The organism is Hydrogenophaga sp. PML113 (assembly GCF_001777155.1).
Lineage (GTDB): Bacteria > Pseudomonadota > Gammaproteobacteria > Burkholderiales > Burkholderiaceae_C > Hydrogenophaga > Hydrogenophaga borbori.
In genome coordinates this window covers 388,140-405,900 of the sequence record NZ_MIYM01000003.1, presented here as the reverse complement: position 1 = coordinate 405,900, position 17,761 = coordinate 388,140, and the positions used below count along the sequence as shown (strand labels likewise).

The following is a 17,761-nucleotide window of genomic DNA, read 5'->3' as shown; positions in this document are numbered from 1 at the left end:
ATGCGTGAAGATCCTGATCGCGGCCGATGGCAGCGCTTGCACCAAGCGCATGCTGGCCTTCATCGCGGCCCACGGCGAATGGCTGGGCCCGCAGCACCGCTACACGGTGCTGCATTGCGTGCCGGCAATTCCCCACCGCGCGGCGGCTTTTGTGGGCAAACCGCAGGCGCAGGCCTTGTACCGGGACGATGCCGAGACGGTGCTGAGGCCGATACGGACCTTCCTGAATCGGCACCTGCAGGGCGTCACCTTTGTCCACCGGGTCGGCTCCCCCGGTTCGACCATCGCCAGGTTCGCCAGCGAGCGCCGGTTCGACCTGGTCATGATGGGCACCCACGGCCATGGCGCGATGGCCGGGCTGGTGATGGGGTCGGTGGCGACGAAGGTGCTGTCCTTGTGCCGCACGCCGGTGCTGCTGGTGCGGTAGCGCCGGGGCTCAAGCCCCGCCGATCACCAGCCGCTTGCGCCTGCCGCTCGCGCCCGTCTTGATGCCCACCTCGGCCTTGGCGCAGCCGAAGCGCCTGGCCACCAGCGCGATCAGCTCCTCGTTGGCCTTGCCGTCCACCGGCGGCGACTTCAAGCGGGCGGTCCAGTTGCCGTCGCCGTTGTCCACCAGCTCGCTCACGCGCGCGTTGGGTTTCACCTGCACCTCGATGATGCGAGTCGCCACGGGGCAGGCCGCTCCGTTCAGATCGTGCGGTTGCGCGCCAGCGGTGGGTTGGCCTCGAAGTACTTCACGATGCCGCGCAGCAGGGCGTCGGCCAGGTCGTCCTGGTACTTCGGGTCGCGCAGGCGGCGTTCTTCGTCGGGGTTGCTGATGAAGGCGGTTTCCACCAGCACGCTGGGAATGTCGGGCGCGCGCAGCACCGCGAAGTTGGCGTGCTCCACCTGCGGCTTGTGCAGCTTGCCCAGGCGGCCCACCTCGCCCAGCAGCTTGGTGCCGATCTTGCGGCTGTCGTTGATCTGGGCCGTGGTGCTCATGTCGAGCAAGGCGCGCTGGATGGTGGCGTCCTTGGCGCGCACGTTCAGGCCGCCCACCAAGTCGGCCTTGTTTTCCTTGTCGGCGATCCAGCGCGCCGCGGCCGAACTGGCGCCGCGCGTGCTCAGCGCGTAGACGCTGGCGCCCTGCGGCCGGGCGTTGTAGAAGGCGTCGGCGTGGATGCTGATGAACAGGTCGGCGCGCACGCGCTGGGCCTTGGCCACGCGGGTCTGCAGCGGCACGAAGAAGTCGGCGTCGCGCGTCATGAAGGCGCGCATGGGGTTGCCGTTGACGGTGGTGGCGTTGATGCGGTCGCGCAGCTTGCGCGCGATCTGCAGCACCACCTGCTTTTCCTGGGTGCCCTTGGGGCCGATGGCGCCGGGGTCTTCGCCGCCGTGGCCGGGGTCGAGCGCCACGATGATGAGGCGCTCGGTAGGCGCCTGCCTGGCGCCGCCACCGGGGCGCTGCTTGCTCGGGCCGGGCGGCAGCGGGGCCTTGGCCACGGGCGGCGGTGCGGACGGGGTGTCGGCCGGGGTCTCGGGCGGTGGCGCCTCGCCGCGCTGGCTGCGTGCGATCAGATCGCCCAGCGGGTCGGGCTGGGTGCGGGCCAGGCCCTCGGTCTCCTTGCCCAGCAGGCGGGCGGCGCGCTCGCTGGCCGCCTTGTCGGCCTGGGACTGCTGCTCCACCAACTGCAGCAGCGGGTCGGGCGGGGCGCTGGGGTAGAGGTCGAAGACCAGGCGGTGCTGGTAGGCCGCCACGGGCTGCAGGTTGAAGATCTGCGGCTTGATCGGGTGCTTGAGGTCGATCACCAGGCGCACCACGTTGGGCGCGTTTTGGGCCACGCGCAGGCCGGCGATGTTGGGGTCGTCGGACTGGAGCTGGCCCACCAGCTCGCGCAGGCCGGGCAGCAGGTCCACGCCCTCGATGTCCACCGCCAGGCGCGGCGGGTCGTTGACCATGAAGGAGTTGGTCTTGAGCAGCGCGTCGCTTTCGATGGTGACGCGGGTGTAGTCCTCGGCCGGCCACATGCGCACGGCCACCACCTTGGCGCCGCGGGCGAGGTGGGCGGTGCCCAGCAGCAGCACCAGGGTGCCGGCCTGCAGCAGCCTGCGGCGGGGCAGGGGGGAGTGATGCATCGGCCCCGTCATTGGACTGCGGCCAGCAGCAGCTGGCCGGCGGGGGTTCGGGCCTCGGCGCGCACCTGGCGCGCGTCGTCGTGCTCGGGGTCGGTGTTCATCGGGTCGGGCGTGATGTACAGGTCCAGGTCGATGGGGGGCAGGAAGCCCGCGGCGCGTTCGGGCCATTCGACGAGCTTGAGGCCAGGACTGGCGAACAGTTCCCGAAAGCCCGCTTCCTCCCATTCGCGCGGGTCGTTGAAGCGGTAGAAGTCGAAGTGCCAGATGGACAGCGCCTCGCCCGGCGGCATGAGGGGGCAGTCGATGGCGCTGTGCGGTTCGACCACGGCGTAGGTGGGGCTCTTGATGCGGCCGTTGACGCCGAGCGCGCGCAGCAGGTGGCGCACGAAGGTGGTCTTGCCGGCGCCGAGGTCGCCGTGCAGGGCCAGGGTGGCGTGGGCGACGGCGGGGCACAGGGCCAGGCGCTGGGCGAAGGCCTGGGTGTCGGCCTCGTGGGCCCAGCGGCCCTGCCAGGTGGCGGGGGCCGTTGCTACCATCGGCGCCCCATGAAGGCTGTGTTGGATGCTGCTCAACTCGTCTCGCAGTTGCGTGCTTGGGGACGACAGCTCGGATTCTCCCAAATCGGGGTGGCCGGGGTGGATCTGAGCGCCGCAGAACCGGGATTGATGGCCTGGTTGTCGGCTGGATGCCACGGTGAGATGGCCTACATGGCCGCGCACGGCCTCAAACGCGCCCGTCCGGCCGAGCTGGTGCCCGGCACGCTGAGCGTGATCACCGCGCGCATGGACTACCTGCCGCGCGACACGGCGCCCGACTGGGTGGCGCAGGAATGGGCCCGCCTGCAGCGCCCCGGCGAGGCCATCGTCTCGGTCTACGCGCGGGGGCGGGACTACCACAAGGTGCTGCGATCGCGCCTGCAGCGGCTGTCCGAGCGCCTCGCCGAGGCCGTCGGCCCCTTCGGCCACCGCGTGTTCACCGACTCCGCCCCCGTGCTGGAGGTGGAGCTGGCGGCGCGCAGCGGCATCGGCTGGCGCGGCAAGCACACGCTGACGCTGCACCGCGAGGCGGGCTCCATGTTTTTCCTCGGCGAGATCTACGTGGACCTGGCCCTGCCACCCTCCGAGCCGGTGACGGAGCACTGCGGCAGCTGCAGCGCCTGCATCGACGTCTGCCCCACCCAGGCCATCACCGGCCCGCGCCGCGTGGACGCGCGCCGCTGCATCAGTTACCTCACCATCGAGCACGCCGGGCCCATCCCGCTCGAGCTTCGCCCGGCCATGGCCAATCGCATCTATGGCTGCGACGACTGCCAGCTGGCTTGCCCCTGGAACAAGTACGCCCAGCGCTCGCCGCTGCCGGACTTCGACCCGCGCGAGGGCCTGGGCGGCGCCACGCTGATCGAGCTGTTCACCTGGGGCGAGGCTGAGTTCCTGCGCCGCACCGAGGGCAGCGCGATCCGCCGCATCGGGCACGAGCGCTGGCTGCGCAACCTGGCGGTGGGCCTGGGCAACGCGCTGCGGGCCACCGGGGACGAGGCCGTGCGGCGGGCCTTGCGGGCGCGCGCCGACGACTCCAGCGCGCTGGTGCGTGAACACGTGGCCTGGGCGCTGGCGCAGGGCTGAAAACAGGGCCGGCAAGCGGTTAGCCACCGGGCAGGTTGTCCTGCAGCCGGTCGAGCAGGGCAAGCAGGGTGGCGCGCTCCTGCGCGCTGAGCCCGGCCGTCAGGGCCTTCTCGAAGCGGGCGCGGTGCTGCTGCAGGCGGCGCTGCAGGGCCTGGCCGGCGGGGGTCAGGCGCAGGCGCTGGACGCGACCATCGGCCGGGTCGGCCTGGCCCTGCAGCAGGCCGCGCTCGTGAAGGCCCTTCACCAGGCGCGCGATCTGCGCTTTGTCGCGCCCCGCGTGCTGCACCAGGTCGCTCTGCGTGTGGTCCTCGTGGAGCGCGAAGTAGTTGAGGCAGCGGGCCTCCATCGGGTTCAGGCCCTCGGCGTCCTCGCGCAGGGCCTGCTGCAGGTGGCGGCGAAGGCCGTGCATGACGGCGTGCAGCCGGTCGGTCACATCGGTGGTCGTGGGGCGGATCATGATGTCCACATGGTTGATGTGGTCAACCAGTTTGAGAAATGATGGTTGTCATTGTCAACCAAAACACCTTCATGAACACCAACACCCCTTCTTTCCTGAGCGTGGAGCGCGTGCGCCACGCGCTGAAAGTGCGCCGCCTGCGGGTGAGCGACATCCGGCGCCTGGGCGCGAACTTCCTGCGCCTGCGCTTCACGGGCGATGGGCTGGGCGATTTCGTCAGCGCCTCCTTCGACGACCACCTCAAGCTCATGCTGCCCGCGCGGGCTGGCGCGCCGCTGGTGCTGCCCGAGCCCGGCCCGGACGGCCTGGCCCTGCCGCCGGGCGCCGAGAAGCCCCGGATGCGCGACTACACGCCGCGCGCCTTCGACGCCGCCGCCGGCTGGCTGGACATTGAGTTCCTGCTGCACGGCGATGGCGCGGCCAGCGAATGGGCCGCCGGCGCCCGGGTGGGCGACGAGGTGGGCGTGGGCGGGCCACGCGGCTCATTCGTGGTGCCCACGGGGTTCGATTGGCACCTGCTGGTGGGCGACGAGACCGCCTTGCCGGCGATCTCGCGGCGCATCGAGGAGCTGCCCGAGGGCGCGCGCGTCCTGGTGGTGGCGCAGACCGCCGACGAAGCCGACCGCCGCGGCTTCGGGGACCGGGCGCTGGCCGAGGTTCATTGGGTCCGGGCCGGCGCCGCCGACGCGCTGGCGCGCGAGGTGGCCGCGCTCACGCTGCCCGCCGGCGCGGGCTTCGCCTGGGCCGCGGGCGAGGCCGCCAGCATGGCCGCCGTGCGCCAGGCCCTGGTGCAGGGCCATGGCCTGGACAAATCGCGCGTGCGCGCCTCGGCCTACTGGAAGCGCGGCAGCGCGGGCCACCACGAAACCCTGTGAGCGCGCGCCGGCGCGGGCGCGCGCTCAGCCCGTCGCGTAGCGCACCCGCAGCTCGCGTTTGAGCAGCTTGCCGCTGGGGTTCTTGGGCAGGGCGTCGGTGAACAGCACGCGCTTGGGGGCCTTGAAGCCGGCCATGTTCGCGCTGCAGTGCGCGATGACCTCGTCCTCGCTGAGCGACTGGCCGGCCTTGACCACCACCACCGCCGTCACGGCCTCCACCCACTTGGCGTCGGGCAGGCCGATCACCGCCACCTCGCTCACCGCGCCCAGGCGGTAGATCATTTCCTCGACCTCGCGGCTGGCCACGTTTTCGCCGCCGGTCTTGATCATGTCCTTCTTGCGGTCGACGATGGTGATGTAGCCCTCGGCGTCAATGGTGGCGAGGTCGCCGCTGTGGAACCAGTCGCCCGAGAAGCTGGCGGCGGTTTTTTCGGCGTCGTTGAAGTAGCCCAGCATCAGGTGCGGCGAGCGGTGCACCACCTCACCCACCTCACCGGGCATGACGTCTTCCATCAGTTCGTTGACGACGCGCGTCTCCACGTTGAGCACCGCCTTGCCGCAGGAGCCGGGCTTGCGCAGCTGGTCCTCGGGGCCGAGCATGGTGGCCAGCGGCGCGATCTCGGTCTGGCCGTACAGGTTCCACAGCCGCACCGCCGGCAGGCGCGCGGCCAGTTCCTTGAGCACCTCCACCGGCATGATGGACGCGCCGTAGTAGCCCTTGGCCAGGGTTGTCAGGCGCGCCGCGTCGAAGGCCGGCGAGCGCAGCAGGGCGATCCACACCGTGGGCGGGGCGAAGAAGCTGGTGATGCGGTGTTTCTCCAGCAGGTTCAGCAGGTGGTCGGGCACCGGCTTGCCGGTGATGACGTTGCTGCTGCCGATGTAGATGGCGGGGCCGAAGAACACGTCGAGCTGGGCGCAGTGGTACAGCGGCAGCGCGTGCAGGGCCACGTCGGCCTCGGCGATCTCGGCGTTGATGACGCAGCTCACGTACTGCCACAGCACGGCGTCGTGCGTGAGCATGGCGCCTTTGGGCATGGACTCGGTGCCGCTGGTGTAGACGATCTGCGCCAGGTCGGTGCTTTGCAGCCGCACCTCGGGCAGCGGGTCCGCGCAGGCCGCGAGGTGGTCGAAGCGGTGCATGGCGGCGTCGGGCTCGCTGGGGTCTTCGCTGGGCAGCCAGATGAAGCGCTCCACGGCGGTGTCCTGCGCGGCGGCGGCGCGCGCCAGCTCGGCCAGGCCGCTGTCGGTGGCCAGGGTCCTGGCGCCGGCGTGGCGCAGGATGTAGGCGACCTCGTCGGCCTTGAGCATGAAGTTGATGGGCACCAGCACCGCGCCCCGGCGCGCGATGGCGAAGCGCAGCGCCGCGAAGCCGTGCGAGTTGCGCGCCAGCACGGCCACGCGGTCGCCTTCCTCGACGCCGAGCTGGGCCAGGCCGGCCGCCAGGCGCGTGACCAGGGCGTTGAAGTCGGCGTAGCTCCAGCGGGTGTCGCCGCAGGCGATGGCGAGCTTGTCGGGCAGGCGCTGGGCGGTGCGGTGCAGCGCGTCGGCGATGGTCTGGCGGCGCACCACGGGTGCGATGGCGGTGGTCATTCTGGGTGTCTCCTGGGAAGGGGGCGGCGGCAACGGGCTTCGATTGGAGCGGCCGTGCGCATCTTGGCCATCGGCGTTTTCACCATGTTGTCGCCGGGGCGACCCGGGTTTTCTCAGCTTGAGACACGCGGGGCCGACACCGGCGCTGGCTATCATGCGCCGCATGCGTGGCATCACCTCCCATGTGGACCAGGGCTTCAAGCGCCAGACGCGGCTGCGCCGCGCCCAGCTGGTGGCCTGGTGGCACACGCTGCAGATGGGCGCGCAGATCACGGTGCTGATGCTCTCACCCAGCAGCTACACGGGCGGGCGCGCGCGCTCGGTGCTGTCGCACCTGGTGGTGGCGGTGTTGCCGCTGCTGCCGTGGTTCCTGGTGCTGTCGGCCCTCATCAGCCTGGTCATCATCCGCATCGTCACGGCCACGGCCGGCAGCTATGGGCTGTCTCAGTACGCGCTGGAGGTGCTGGTGCGCACCCTGGTGCTGGAGCTGATCCCGCTGTTCGCGGCCCTGTTCGTGGCGCTGCGCCACGCCATGCCGGGCGCCGAGCTGCTGCGCCACCAGCTGGACCAGCGCCAGCGCGCGGGCCGGCGCATCCCCGGCATCGCCGGCCTGGCCGGCACCCTGCTGCCGCGCGCCCTGGCCAGCGTGCACGCGGTGGTGCTGCTGGCCGCGCTGTCGGGCGTGGTGGCCCTGGTGCTCACCTACCTGACGGTGCACGGGCTGTCGCCCTGGGCGGTGCCGTCCTACACCTACGACGTCGGGCGCGTGTTCAACTCGGTGGTTTCGCTGATCTTCGTGCTCAAGACCGCGTTCTTCAGCCTGGCGGTGGCCGTGGTGCCGCTGGCCGCCGCGGCCGAACCCGACGAGCACGGCCGCTACGTGGCGCGCAGCGAAATGATGGAGTTCGCGCGGCTGTTCTCCGTGCTGTTGATGGTCGAGATCGGATCCCTGGTGGGCAACTACTACTGAGCGCATGAACGAACACGAGCGATCACCCGCGTCCGAGGAACCCCTGGTGCCCGAGCCGCCGCCCGTGCGCGGCCTGGAGTTCAAGGCCGCGCTGCTGATGGCGCTGACCCTGCTGCTGGTGGTGGGCTCGGCGCTGTACGTGATGTTCGCGCGCGGCGTGTTCGAGCCCACGCAGCGCGTGGTGCTGATCGCCGACGACGCCGAGGGCGTCACCGTGGGCATGGACATGACCTTCGCCGGCTTTCCCATCGGCCGCGTCACGCGCGTGGAACTGGCCGCCGACGGCAACGCGCGCATCCTGATCGACGTGCGCGAGCGCGACGCCAAGTGGCTGCGCACGTCCAGCATCTTCACCATGGAACGCAGCCTGGTGGGCGGCACGCGCATCCGCGCCTTCAGCGGCGTGCTCGACGACCCGGCGCTGCCCGACGGCGCCGAGCGCACCGTGTTGCGCGGCGACGCGGCGGCCGAGATCCCGCAGATCACGGCGGCGGCGCGCTCGCTGCTGGACAACCTCAACGCCATCACGCGCGAGGACGCGGCACTGCAAGGCACGCTGGCCAACCTGCGCGCCACCACCGAGAAGCTCAACGGTCCGCACGGCGCCATGGGCGTGCTGGTGGGCAACGAGGCGGACGCGAAACAACTCAGCCTGGCGATCGAACGCAGCAACGCGCTGATCGCGCGCGCCGACGCCCTGGCCGCCCGCCTGGACAGCCTGGTGGCCAACGCCGACCGGCAGGTCTTCGGCCAGGGCGCCAAGCCCGGCGAGGGCAGCGTGGTGGGCGATGTGCGCGCCACCGTGGTGCAGATGAACGGCCTGCTCGAGCAGGCGCGGGGCAGCCTGCAAAAACTCGACGCCGTGCTGGTGGAGGCCCAGGGCGTGGCCAGCAACGCGCGCGAGGCCACCACCGACCTGGGCCCGCTGCGCGCCGACGTGGAAAGCAGCCTGCGCAAGATCGACGGCCTGATCGACGACATCAACCGCAAGTGGCCCTTCGCGCGCGACACGGAGATCAAGCTGCCATGAGCCGGGCCGTCGTTTCCCTGCTGCTCGCGCTGGCGCTCGCGGCCTGTTCCAGCGGACCGCCCACCCCGGCCTGGCAGATGAGCGCGCGCAGCGGGCTCGACGCCGCCGCCCTGGCCTGGCTGGAAGGGCGCACCGCGACCGAGGCGGTGGAATTCACGCGCGCGCGCGCCGCCATCGCGCGCACCGGCCGCCTGGACCTGCTGGCGCGCGCCGAGCTGCACCGCTGCGCGCTGCGCACGGCGACGCTGGTGTTCGAGCCCTGCGCGGGCTTCGAGGCCCTGGCGGCCGACGCCTCGCCCGAGGACGCGGCCTACGCGCGCTACCTCGCCAACCGCCTGCGGCCGGGCGATGCCGAGCGCCTGCCGGCCGCGCACCGCGCCGCGCTCGCGGCGGCCGACCCGGCCAGCGCGCTGGCCGGCGTGCAGGACCCGGTGACGCAACTGGTGGCCGCCGGCGCCGCCCTGCAGCGTGCTCAGGCCAACCCGGCGCTGGTGCAGCTGGCGGTGGACACCGCCTCGGCCCAGGGCTGGGCCCGGCCGCTGCTGGCCTGGCTGCTGGTGCAGCAGCGCGCGGCCCAGGCCGCGGGCGACACGGCCAGCGCCGAGCGCCTGCAACGGCGCATCGACGCGGTGGCGCCGCGCGGGCGCTGAGCGCGGCGGATCGCCCGTTCGACCGGCCGCGCGGCGAACCGCTGCCCGGCCCTGTGCCCTTCAGTTCACCTTGCCGATGCGCTGCACCACGCTCTTCATGGCCGCGGCGTCGGCCTTGACGAAGGCGTCGAACTCGGCCGCGTCCTGGTACTGGAACTGCGTCCCGGCGGTGGTCATCACCTGGATGGTGCGCTCGTCGCGCGCCGCGGCGCGCGCGGCCTCGCGCAGCTTGTCGATCACCGGCTGTGGCGTGCCGGCCGGCGCGAACAGCCCGGCCCACTGCGAATAGCCGATGTTCACGCCCAACTCCTTGAAGCTGGGCACGTCCGGCAGCAGGGCCAGCCGGCCTTCGCCCCAGTGCGCCAGCGCGCGCATGCGCCCGCTCTTGATGTGGCCCACGATGCTGGCCGGCCCGCTGGCCAGCGCGTCCACCTGGCCGCCCAGCAGGCCCACGATGGCCGGGCCCGCGCCGGTGTAGGGCACGTGCAGCATGAAGCTGCCCGTGGCGGCCTTGAGCTGCTCCATCGGTACCTGCATGGTCCCGTAGTTGCCGGACGAGCCGAAGCTGACGCGTCCCGGGTTGGCCTTGGCGTAGGCGATGAACTCGGCGTAGGTCTTCCAGGGGCTGTCGGCGCGCACCACCAGCACGGTGGGGTCGGCCGTCATGCGCGCGATGGGGGCCAACTGGTTCACCTCGAACTGCGGCGGGCGGTTGAGGATGCGGTCGGCTTCGGGCAGCACCACCAGGGACGACAAGGCCATCAGCACGGTGTAGCCGTCGGCCGGGGCCTTGGCCACCTGCGCCATGCCGATGGCACCGCCCGCGCCGCCGCGGTTCACCACCACCACCGACTGGTTCAGGTGGCGCGCCATGGCCTCGGCCACCGGCCGGCCCACGGCGTCGGCCACGCCGCCGGGTGGGAAGGGCACCACCATGGTGATGGGCTTGCTCGGGAACGGGTCCTGCGCGAAGGCGGTGGCGGTGCCGCCCAGGCCGCCGAGGCCGAGGGCCGAGGCGCCCAGCAGGCGGTGGAAGTCGCGTCGTTGCATGCTGTCTGTCTCCTGTGGTTGTGGGGAAGGGCGCGGGCTCAGGCGAAGCGGTTTTCGATGAAGCCGATGCCGTCGATCTCGACCCGCACCACGTCGCCCGCCTTCAGGAACTGCGGCGGGCTCAGGCCCATGCCCACGCCGGCCGGCGTGCCGGTGGCGATCACGTCGCCCGGGTAGAGCGTGATGCCGCGCGAGACCGTCTCGATCAGCGTGGGGATGTCGAAGATCAGGTCTTCGGTGCGGCCGTCCTGGCGCTGCTCGCCGTTGACCCAGCAGCGCACGCGCGTGTGCTGGCCATCCAGCTCGTCGGCCGTGACGATCCAGGGGCCCATGGGGCAGAAGGTGTCGAAGCTCTTGCCCATGTCCCACTGCTGGTGGCGCATCTGCACGTCGCGCGCGGTCACGTCGTTGACGGCGGTGTAGCCCCAGACGTGCTTCATGGCATCGGACTTGGCGATGTTCTTGCCGCCGGTGCCGATGACCACCGCCAGTTCGGCCTCGTAGTCGATCTGCGACGAAATGGCCTCGCCGGGCAGGGTCACGGTGTCGGTGGGGCCGACCACGCACTCCGGCACCTTGGTGAAGACGATGGGCCACTGGGCCGGGTTGGCGTTGTTGTTCTTGAAGACCGAGCCCTGCAGTTCCTTGGCGTGCTCGTGGTAGTTGCGGCCCACGCACCAGAGGTTGCGCCGGGGCCGCGGGATAGGCGCCTCCAGCCGCACGGCCGACAGGGCGATGGGCTCGCCGCGGGTGGGCGGCAGGGCCAGTCCCTGGGCCTGGGCCTCGACCAGGGCGAGGGCGCCGCGCTGGGCCTCGGCGGGCGACAGGTCGAAGGGGGTCACGGACCGGGCGTCGGCCGAGACGAGGCCGACGCGGCGTTGGCCCTCATGGGCGAAGGTGGCGATGCGCACGAAATCTCCTGATGGTTCAGTTCAAAATACCAATAAATACCATTTGGTACCAGAGCGGCAATGGTAGGACGTCATAGAACGGATTGAGTGGGGGAATACCCTGGGGCCGGGTTGGGTCGATGAATTGGTCTGATTTGGTACAGTGCCGCGCATGAGCCTGTCCCACCAGTTGCACCAGAGCCTTCTCGATCAGGTCCAGAGCGGCCAGTGGCGCGCGGGCGATCGCCTGCCCACCGAGCGCGAGCTGTCCGAGCAGCACGGCGTGAGCCGCACCACGGTGCGCAAGGCGCTGCTGGCGCTCAAGCAGCAGGGCCTGATCGAGCAGACCGTGGGCAGCGGCACCTACGTCACCGAGCGGGCCGGCGAGCGCCTGGGGCACCGCGCCGCGCAGGACTCGTCGCGCACCACCAGCCCGGCCGAGCTGATGGAGGCGCGCCTGGCGATGGAGCCGGCCATCATCGACATGGCCATACGCAACGCCAACGCGGCCGACCTGCAGCGCATGGACCGCTGCTGCGACGAGGCCGAGCGCGCGACCACGCTGGAGGCCTTCGAGCACTGGGACGCCGAGCTGCACCAGGCCATCGCCGACGCCGCGCACAACAGCTTCGTGGCCAACGTCTTCGAGCTGATGAAGACCGTGCGCGCCCAGGGCGACTGGGGTCAGCTCAAGAAGAAGAGCGTGACGCCCGAGCGCCGCCTGGCCTACCAGGCCGAGCACCGCGAGATCGTGAACGCCCTGCGCGACCGCGACGCGGCGCGCGCGAAGGAGATGACGCGAGCGCACCTGCTGCGCGTGCGGCAGAACCTGCTGGGGCACTGAGCAGGGGCGAGGCCTCGGGGCGCGGGAATAATCCCGGCTTCTTCACGACGCCTTCGCTCATGGCAGATCCCGTCATCGTTCTCGGCGCCGGCATGGTCGGCGTGTGCACCGCGCTGCACCTGCGCCAACGCGGCCACGCCGTCACCCTGGTCGACCGGCGCGGGCCCGGCCGCGAAACCTCCTACGGCAACGCCGGCATCATCCAGCGCGAGGCGGTGGAGCCCTACGCCTTCCCGCGCGACTGGGCCATGCTCGCGCGCGTGGCCCTCAAGCGCGGCGCCGACGTCAACTACCACCTGGGCGCCTTGCCCGCGCTGGCGGGGCCGCTGGGCCGCTATTGGTGGAACTCGCGCCCCGCCAGCCACCAGCGCATCGCGCGGTCCTACGCGCGCCTGATCGAACACTGCCTGAGCGAGCATCAGGCGCTGATCGAGCGGGCTGGCGCGCAGGACCTGGTGCGCCGCGAAGGCTTTCGCGACGCGTTCCGCGAGGCCGGCTCGATGCGACAGGCCGTGGCCGACGCGCGCCGCGTGGCCGACGGGTACGGCGTGCGCTACGCCGTGCTCGACAGCGAGGCGCTCGCGCAGGCCGAGCCGGCGCTGCGCCGGCGCCTGGCCGGCGCCATCCACTGGCTGGACCCCTGGTCGGTGAACGACCCGGGCGAACTCGTGGCGCGCTACGCCGCGCTGCTGCGCCAGTCGGGCGGGCGCGTGCTGCGCGGCGACGCGGGCACGCTGCGCCAGGTGGGCGCGGGTTGGCGGGTGGGCACCGACGAGGGCGAGATCGAGGCGGCGCACGCCGTGGTGGCACTGGGCCCCTGGTCCGACGGCCTGCTGCGCCCGCTGGGCTACCGCTACCCGCTGTTCGTCAAGCGCGGCTACCACCGCCACTACAGCGGCGGCGAGCCGCCGCGCCTGCCGATGCTCGACGCCGACGGCGGCCTGGTCATCGTGCCCATGCGCCAGGGCGTGCGCGTGACCACGGGGGCCGAGTTCGCGCGCCTGGACAGCCCGCCCACGCCGGTGCAGGTGCCGCGCGCGCACGCGCTGGCGAGCGAGTTGTTCGACCTGCCGCGGCCGGTGGAGGACCAGCCCTGGATGGGCTCGCGCCCCTGCACGGCCGACATGCTGCCCGTCATCGGCGCCGCGCCGTGCCACCGGGGGCTGTGGTTCAACTTCGGCCACGCGCACCAGGGCTTCACCCTGGGGCCGGTGAGCGGTCGGCTGCTGGCCGAGCTGCTGGGTGGCGAGACGCCGCTGGTGGAGCCGCGGCCGTACGCGCCGGCGCGCTTCGGCTGAGCCGGGTCTAGCGGCCTTGCGGCGTTGGGGGGCCGATGGCGAAGACCTGGTCCCTCAGCCAGGGCTTCAGCTTCAACCAGTTGGCGTCACGGTCATCGGTTGACGCGGCACACGCGATCAGGTGCGCGCCGTAGGCGACCGGGTGGGCGTCGGACAGTTCGGCGGTGGTGCCGTCGTTGTTGGGCGGTCTCGCGTCCGCCGCACCGTGCTCGCTCGGGATCTCGTCGCGGTAGTTGCGAAAGCCGGTGATGCGGCCCCGATCCTTCAGCCGTGCGGCCTGCGGATGCTCGCGGTTGGCGTGGCTGAGAGAGAACGAGTCCTGCACCGTGTGCAACAAGGCGCCCAGCGCGATCTGGCGGACGTGGTCGGGGTCGGGCGCGCCCTTGGTGCCCGCGAACAGGCGCCCGACGCTGGCCTTGCCGTAGCCGCTGAAGCCCAGGTTGTAGGCCTTCTGGCGACCGGGTTCCAGATAGGGCGGCACGGCGGTCAAGGCCGTGGTCGACGGGATGGTGCCGTTGGCCACCTTCATGGCGAACTCGGCCCAGGTCATCAGCTTGTGCTGGGTCACGCCTGGCGTCTCGGCATTGTTCTTGTTGGACCCGAAGCCCACCGATTTCATCGCGTGCAGGAACTGCTTGTGGTGGTAGTGGCTGCTGTAGTTCGCGTTGGCGTACCGGCGGTACCCCGGGTCCACCATCCAGGCCGCCCAGGCGGTGACGGTGTCGGGGCGGACCGACATATGGCAGGGGTCGTCGGGCCAGCGTGTGCCGGCGATCAGGGGTGCCAGGCGATCCGGGAAGTCCGTGTAGCGGACCCGGTCGACCACCCCGTTGCACCAGATCGATTTAGCGGTCGTGTCGCAGCAGACCCGGTTGCCGACGCGTGCTGCGTCAATCTTGCGCGCGAAGCGCTCGATGTCTTGCGCCGACACCTTGCACAGCAGTTCCCCGGGCCGCTGCCGGGCGAGCTTCAGCGAGGCCAGCGTCATGTCCTCGTGGATGGCATCGCCGAACTTGGAGCCCACGCCCTGGGTGCGTTCGTAAACGGTGTGTCCTTCGGCGTCCCGGCCGGCGATGGTGCGGTCCTCGACGGCGCGGTACTCCTCCTCATGACCCATCTTGAACGCCTGGGCGGAGCCGGCCGCCAGGCCCAGCAGCAACGCGACCACGCGGACCGTCCCGTTCATTGCCCGGCTCCCGGTTGGCCTTGCTTGGCCGCGTCCTTGGAGCCTTTGGCCTGACCCGTCTCGTCGCTCTTCAAGGCGGGCGCGGCCATGGCCGGCTGGATGGCGCCCTTGATGCCGGCGATCTCGGGGATCTCCTGGCTGATGAGCGCCACGGCCTTGTCCAGCAGCATGTCGTGCTTGCTGGCCAGCTCTTGTTGGCTGATGACGCCGTTGAGGTAGAGCGTGCACAGAAAGAAGGTCGAGGCCCGGTAGAGCTCCAGGCCTTGCGACCGGTGCGACAGCTGCAGGAGCGAGGTGGCGAGCTGTTGTTGCAGCTGGGCTTCCAGTCCGGTGATCTTGCCGGTTCCCTGCGCGTCCAGCGAGGTGCTGAGGGCGCTGGACACCGCCTCGCCCACGTCGGGCGGCGCTTCCGCGCAGAACCGCTTCTCGGGCATGCTGACCAGCACCACCCGGCGCTCGGCGGTGGTGGCCAGGACACCGATCTTCTTGACGCCCCAATCGGACACGCGGTCTTCGATGACCGGCTTGGCCTTGGGCGGTGTGAACACGGAACAGCCTGGCACCAGGCAAGCCACGCTGAGCAGGGAGACCGTTGCACCGTACGCCTTGAACATCGCGCCACTCCCCAGGGCACACCCATGGCCCGGTGCGCAACATAGCGCGGCGCTTGGGCGGCCGGCATCCCCCATCCGAGGGAGGTTCCACGCGCCGGCGCTTTGGCGCTTGACAGGCCCGGCGGGCCGCGGCCTCAGAGGGCCACGCGCTCCAGCACCGCCACGTTGACCTTCGTTCGCACCCGAAAACCCAGCGTCTCGTACAGCGCGATCGCCGGCGTGTTGGTCTCCCAGGCGTGCAGGAAGGGCTGCTCGCCGCGCGCCTGGATGCGCGCCGCCACCGCCGCCGACAGGCGCCGCGCCAGGCCCAGGCCGCGCGCCTCGGGGTGCGTGCACACGCCACTCACTTCGGCATGGCCCGGCACGCGGAAGCGCTCGCCGGCCATGGCCACCAGGCGGCCTTCGCGGCGCACGCCGATGAAGTCGCCCATCGCATGGGTGCGTGCGAGGAAGGGTCCGGGCTCGGTCAGGGTGGCCAGCATGAGCATCTCGGGCGCGTCGGGCTCGCCCAGCGCGGCGATGCCCTCGCCGATGTCCTCGCCGCGCAGATCGCGCGTGGCCCCCATCTGCACGCCCAGGGCGCGCTTGACCACCCGCAGCCCGGGCGGCGCCTCGATCGGCGGCACCTGCAGCAGGAGCACGCTCTCGCCCGGCGCCAGCAGGGCCGCCAGCGCGGCCAGGGACTCGGGGCCGTCGTCGGGCGTGGCCGCGAAGCGGTTGACGTCGGGCAGGTAGCGGCGCGCCCGCGCGCCGCCCATGGAGAGGGGCGCGTGCGCGCCGGTGAGGCTGGCCCAGACGGGGTGGTCAAGCGGGTGCATGCGGGTCTCCGGCGGTGCGCTGGTGGCGGTTCACGCGCGCCAGCAAGTCTTGCGCGTCCAGGGCCTCTTCCAGGGCCTGGAGCAGGGCGAGCAGGGCGGGGCCGTGTGGCGCGCAGGCCTCGGCCACGGCGGCCTCGATGGCCGGCCAGGTGTAGCGCCAGGCATGGGCCACATGGCGCTGGCCGGCCTCGGTCAATTCGATGGTGCGCAGCCGCAGGTCGCCGGCCGATTGGCGCGCGATCACCAGGCCGGCCTCCTGCAGCTTGCCCAGCTGTCGTGTCACGCCGGGCTGGCTCACGCCCAGCGCCAGCGCAATGTCGCCCACCGTGAGCGGCCCCAGGCGCTGCAGCGTGGCCAGCACCGGCAGGTGGGACGAGGGCAGGTCCACGCCCTCGGCTTCGATGACGGCCTGCGTCTGCGCCTGCAGCCGCTCGCCGACGCGCTTCAGGCGCGTGCCCAGGGTCAGCAGCCCAAGCGCTTTGACAACGTCTTCCATGGCATAAATATAACAAGATATATGCCTGTGAATTGATTTAATTAAGCGATCGGGAAAAATCGATTCGCACCTGGACCATTCCCGCCGCCAGCGCCGGAAACGGCGGACCCTCTACCATTCGAGCCCACCGCCCACCGGAGATACCCCTTGGTTCCCCTGAACGACTGGCTGCTGTTCGCGGCCGCCGCCCTGTTCGTGGCCATCACGCCCGGCCCCAACATGGTGTACCTGCTGTCGCGCTCGCTCTGTCAGGGCAAGCGGGCGGGCGTGATCTCGCTCCTGGGCGTGGTTGTGGGCTTTCTGGCGCACATGTTCGCGGCGGCCGTGGGCCTCACCGCGCTGTTCATGGCGGTGCCCCTGGCCTACGAACTGCTCAAGTGGGCCGGCGCGGCCTACCTGCTCTACCTGGCCTGGCAGTCGGTGAAGCCGGGCGCGCGCTCGCCCTTCGAGGCGCAGGACCTGCCGGCCGACCCACCGCGCAAGCTCTTCCTCATGGGCTTCTTCACCAACCTGCTCAACCCCAAGATCGCGGTCTTCTACCTGTCGATCTTTCCGCAGTTCGTCTCGCCCGCGCACGGCTCGGTGTTCGCACAGAGCGTGCAGCTCGGCCTGACGCAGATCGTGGTGAGCTTCTGCGTGAACCTGAGCATCGTGCTGTCGGCCGCGAGGCTGGCGCTGTGGTTCGCGCGCAGCCCGCGCTGGCTGGCGGCGCAGCGCTACGTGATGGGCACGGTGCTGGCCGCGCTGGCGGTGCGCCTGGCCATGGAACAGCGGCGCGCGGCCTGAGCGCTGCCGCAAGCGTTCGCCCGTGTCCGTGCGCCGCTGGCTGTTGATCCTGCTGCTGCTGTGCGCGCCGCTGGTGTCGTCGCTGGCGCATGGCGTGCACGGCGCGGGGGCGGCGGCCAAGGTGGTGGCCGCCGAGACCGGTGATGCCGCGGCCGCCGAGGCCGCGTCCGGACAGGCCGTCCAGACCGCGGCGTCCGCTGGCCTGGACGGCGACCCTTGCCACGCGCACGGCGTGGCGCTGCCACCACCCGGCGCGGTGTTGCCCGCCAGCCGCGGCGCCGCGCCGAGCGCCGCCCCCTGGCGTCCGAGCGACGGGCACCCGAGCCGCCCGGAGCGCCCCAACTGGCCCGCCGCGCGCCACGGGGCGCCGCGCCAGCCCGCCTGAGGCCCCGCGCCTGGCGGCGCGGCGCGCCATCCCCACACGCTCCCTTCCTTCGCCGCCCGCGCGGCGCCGGGCCCGCGCCGACCAG

General features: G+C 71.6%; 21 protein-coding genes. 10 read left to right on the top strand and 11 right to left on the bottom strand.

Annotation, left to right across the window (positions count from 1 at the left end):
- Positions 1 to 4: 4 nt before the first annotated feature.
- The gene (locus tag BHU06_RS07945) at positions 5 to 427 is read left to right on the top strand and encodes a universal stress protein (protein ID WP_070398608.1); all 423 of its coding nucleotides are present in this window, start codon (positions 5 to 7) and stop codon (positions 425 to 427) included.
- A gap of 9 nt (positions 428 to 436) precedes the next feature.
- Here BHU06_RS07945 and BHU06_RS07940 read toward each other — a convergent pair whose 3' ends face one another.
- The 3 genes from BHU06_RS07940 to tsaE are packed head-to-tail and all read right to left on the bottom strand — an operon-like array spanning position 437 to position 2,651.
- Complete coding sequence (locus BHU06_RS07940; RefSeq protein WP_070398607.1) at positions 437 to 670, bottom strand: DUF167 domain-containing protein; 234 nt, start codon at positions 668 to 670, stop codon at positions 437 to 439.
- A 17-nt stretch (positions 671 to 687) separates the two neighbouring features.
- Positions 688 to 2,115: an N-acetylmuramoyl-L-alanine amidase gene (locus tag BHU06_RS07935; protein ID WP_254668135.1), complete on the bottom strand. Its 1,428-nt coding sequence runs from the start codon at positions 2,113 to 2,115 to the stop codon at positions 688 to 690.
- Positions 2,116 to 2,123: 8 nt separating this feature from the next.
- Positions 2,124 to 2,651 carry a tRNA (adenosine(37)-N6)-threonylcarbamoyltransferase complex ATPase subunit type 1 TsaE gene (tsaE, locus tag BHU06_RS07930; protein ID WP_070398605.1) on the bottom strand — a complete coding sequence of 176 codons (528 nt, stop codon included), beginning with the start codon at positions 2,649 to 2,651 and terminating at the stop codon, positions 2,124 to 2,126.
- Positions 2,652 to 2,660: 9 nt separating this feature from the next.
- Here tsaE and queG point away from each other — a divergent pair, with 9 nt between their 5' ends.
- A complete protein-coding gene (gene queG, locus BHU06_RS07925; RefSeq protein ID WP_083293073.1) occupies positions 2,661 to 3,737 on the top strand; it encodes a tRNA epoxyqueuosine(34) reductase QueG in 1,077 nt (358 codons plus the stop codon).
- Positions 3,738 to 3,756: 19 nt separating this feature from the next.
- On the opposite strand, the gene BHU06_RS07920 is transcribed toward queG, so the two are convergent.
- Entirely contained in the window at positions 3,757 to 4,194 is a 438-nt protein-coding gene (locus tag BHU06_RS07920) for a MarR family winged helix-turn-helix transcriptional regulator (RefSeq protein ID WP_070398745.1), read from the bottom strand.
- Between the two features lie 71 nt (positions 4,195 to 4,265).
- On the opposite strand from BHU06_RS07920, the gene BHU06_RS07915 reads away from it, so the two are divergent.
- Positions 4,266 to 5,069, top strand: coding sequence for a siderophore-interacting protein (locus tag BHU06_RS07915; protein ID WP_070398744.1), 804 nt, complete (start codon positions 4,266 to 4,268; stop codon positions 5,067 to 5,069).
- Positions 5,070 to 5,093: 24 nt separating this feature from the next.
- Here the strand turns inward: BHU06_RS07915 and BHU06_RS07910 are convergent, their stop codons facing one another.
- Positions 5,094 to 6,659 carry a fatty acyl-CoA synthetase gene (locus BHU06_RS07910; RefSeq protein WP_070398604.1) on the bottom strand — a complete coding sequence of 522 codons (1,566 nt, stop codon included), beginning with the start codon at positions 6,657 to 6,659 and terminating at the stop codon, positions 5,094 to 5,096.
- A 163-nt stretch (positions 6,660 to 6,822) separates the two neighbouring features.
- Between BHU06_RS07910 and BHU06_RS07905 the strand changes: the two genes are divergently transcribed.
- The 3 genes from BHU06_RS07905 to BHU06_RS07895 are packed head-to-tail and all read left to right on the top strand — an operon-like array spanning position 6,823 to position 9,309.
- A complete protein-coding gene (locus tag BHU06_RS07905; protein WP_139146990.1) occupies positions 6,823 to 7,629 on the top strand; it encodes an ABC transporter permease in 807 nt (268 codons plus the stop codon).
- 4 nt (positions 7,630 to 7,633) lie between these two features.
- Positions 7,634 to 8,659, top strand: coding sequence for an MlaD family protein (locus BHU06_RS07900; protein WP_070398603.1), 1,026 nt, complete (start codon positions 7,634 to 7,636; stop codon positions 8,657 to 8,659).
- Positions 8,656 to 9,309: a hypothetical protein gene (locus BHU06_RS07895; RefSeq protein ID WP_070398602.1), complete on the top strand. Its 654-nt coding sequence runs from the start codon at positions 8,656 to 8,658 to the stop codon at positions 9,307 to 9,309. The genes BHU06_RS07900 and BHU06_RS07895 overlap by 4 nt, the downstream gene beginning before the upstream one ends.
- 60 nt (positions 9,310 to 9,369) lie before the next feature.
- Here the strand turns inward: BHU06_RS07895 and BHU06_RS07890 are convergent, their stop codons facing one another.
- Together BHU06_RS07890 and BHU06_RS07885 are read right to left on the bottom strand one after the other, a co-directional pair.
- A complete protein-coding gene (locus tag BHU06_RS07890) occupies positions 9,370 to 10,359 on the bottom strand; it encodes a tripartite tricarboxylate transporter substrate binding protein (RefSeq protein ID WP_070398601.1) in 990 nt (329 codons plus the stop codon).
- Between the two features lie 38 nt (positions 10,360 to 10,397).
- Positions 10,398 to 11,270, bottom strand: a complete 873-nt coding sequence (locus BHU06_RS07885) for a fumarylacetoacetate hydrolase family protein (protein ID WP_070398600.1) — start codon at positions 11,268 to 11,270, stop codon at positions 10,398 to 10,400.
- 151 nt (positions 11,271 to 11,421) lie between these two features.
- Here BHU06_RS07885 and BHU06_RS07880 point away from each other — a divergent pair, with 151 nt between their 5' ends.
- On the top strand, positions 11,422 to 12,093 hold the full coding sequence (locus tag BHU06_RS07880; protein WP_070398599.1) for a FadR/GntR family transcriptional regulator: 672 nt from the start codon (positions 11,422 to 11,424) through the stop codon (positions 12,091 to 12,093).
- A 59-nt stretch (positions 12,094 to 12,152) separates the two neighbouring features.
- Positions 12,153 to 13,391, top strand: coding sequence for an FAD-binding oxidoreductase (locus tag BHU06_RS07875; RefSeq protein ID WP_070398598.1), 1,239 nt, complete (start codon positions 12,153 to 12,155; stop codon positions 13,389 to 13,391).
- Positions 13,392 to 13,398: 7 nt separating this feature from the next.
- On the opposite strand, the gene BHU06_RS07870 is transcribed toward BHU06_RS07875, so the two are convergent.
- The 4 genes from BHU06_RS07870 to BHU06_RS07855 form a co-directional block, all read right to left on the bottom strand.
- A complete protein-coding gene (locus tag BHU06_RS07870; protein ID WP_139146989.1) occupies positions 13,399 to 14,577 on the bottom strand; it encodes a hypothetical protein in 1,179 nt (392 codons plus the stop codon).
- Positions 14,574 to 15,191: a hypothetical protein gene (locus BHU06_RS07865; protein WP_070398596.1), complete on the bottom strand. Its 618-nt coding sequence runs from the start codon at positions 15,189 to 15,191 to the stop codon at positions 14,574 to 14,576. Before BHU06_RS07865 ends, BHU06_RS07870 begins: the two co-directional genes overlap by 4 nt.
- A gap of 134 nt (positions 15,192 to 15,325) precedes the next feature.
- Entirely contained in the window at positions 15,326 to 16,009 is a 684-nt protein-coding gene (locus BHU06_RS07860) for a GNAT family N-acetyltransferase (RefSeq protein WP_070398595.1), read from the bottom strand.
- Positions 15,996 to 16,505 (bottom strand): MarR family winged helix-turn-helix transcriptional regulator, encoded by a 510-nt coding sequence (locus BHU06_RS07855; RefSeq protein WP_070398594.1) that lies wholly within the window; start codon positions 16,503 to 16,505, stop codon positions 15,996 to 15,998. The genes BHU06_RS07860 and BHU06_RS07855 overlap by 14 nt, the downstream gene beginning before the upstream one ends.
- 147 nt (positions 16,506 to 16,652) lie before the next feature.
- Here BHU06_RS07855 and BHU06_RS07850 point away from each other — a divergent pair, with 147 nt between their 5' ends.
- Positions 16,653 to 17,291, top strand: coding sequence for a LysE family translocator (locus BHU06_RS07850; RefSeq protein WP_070398593.1), 639 nt, complete (start codon positions 16,653 to 16,655; stop codon positions 17,289 to 17,291).
- 22 nt (positions 17,292 to 17,313) lie between these two features.
- On the top strand, positions 17,314 to 17,676 hold the full coding sequence (locus BHU06_RS07845) for a hypothetical protein (protein ID WP_070398592.1): 363 nt from the start codon (positions 17,314 to 17,316) through the stop codon (positions 17,674 to 17,676).
- The last annotated feature ends 85 nt before the right edge of the window (positions 17,677 to 17,761 follow it).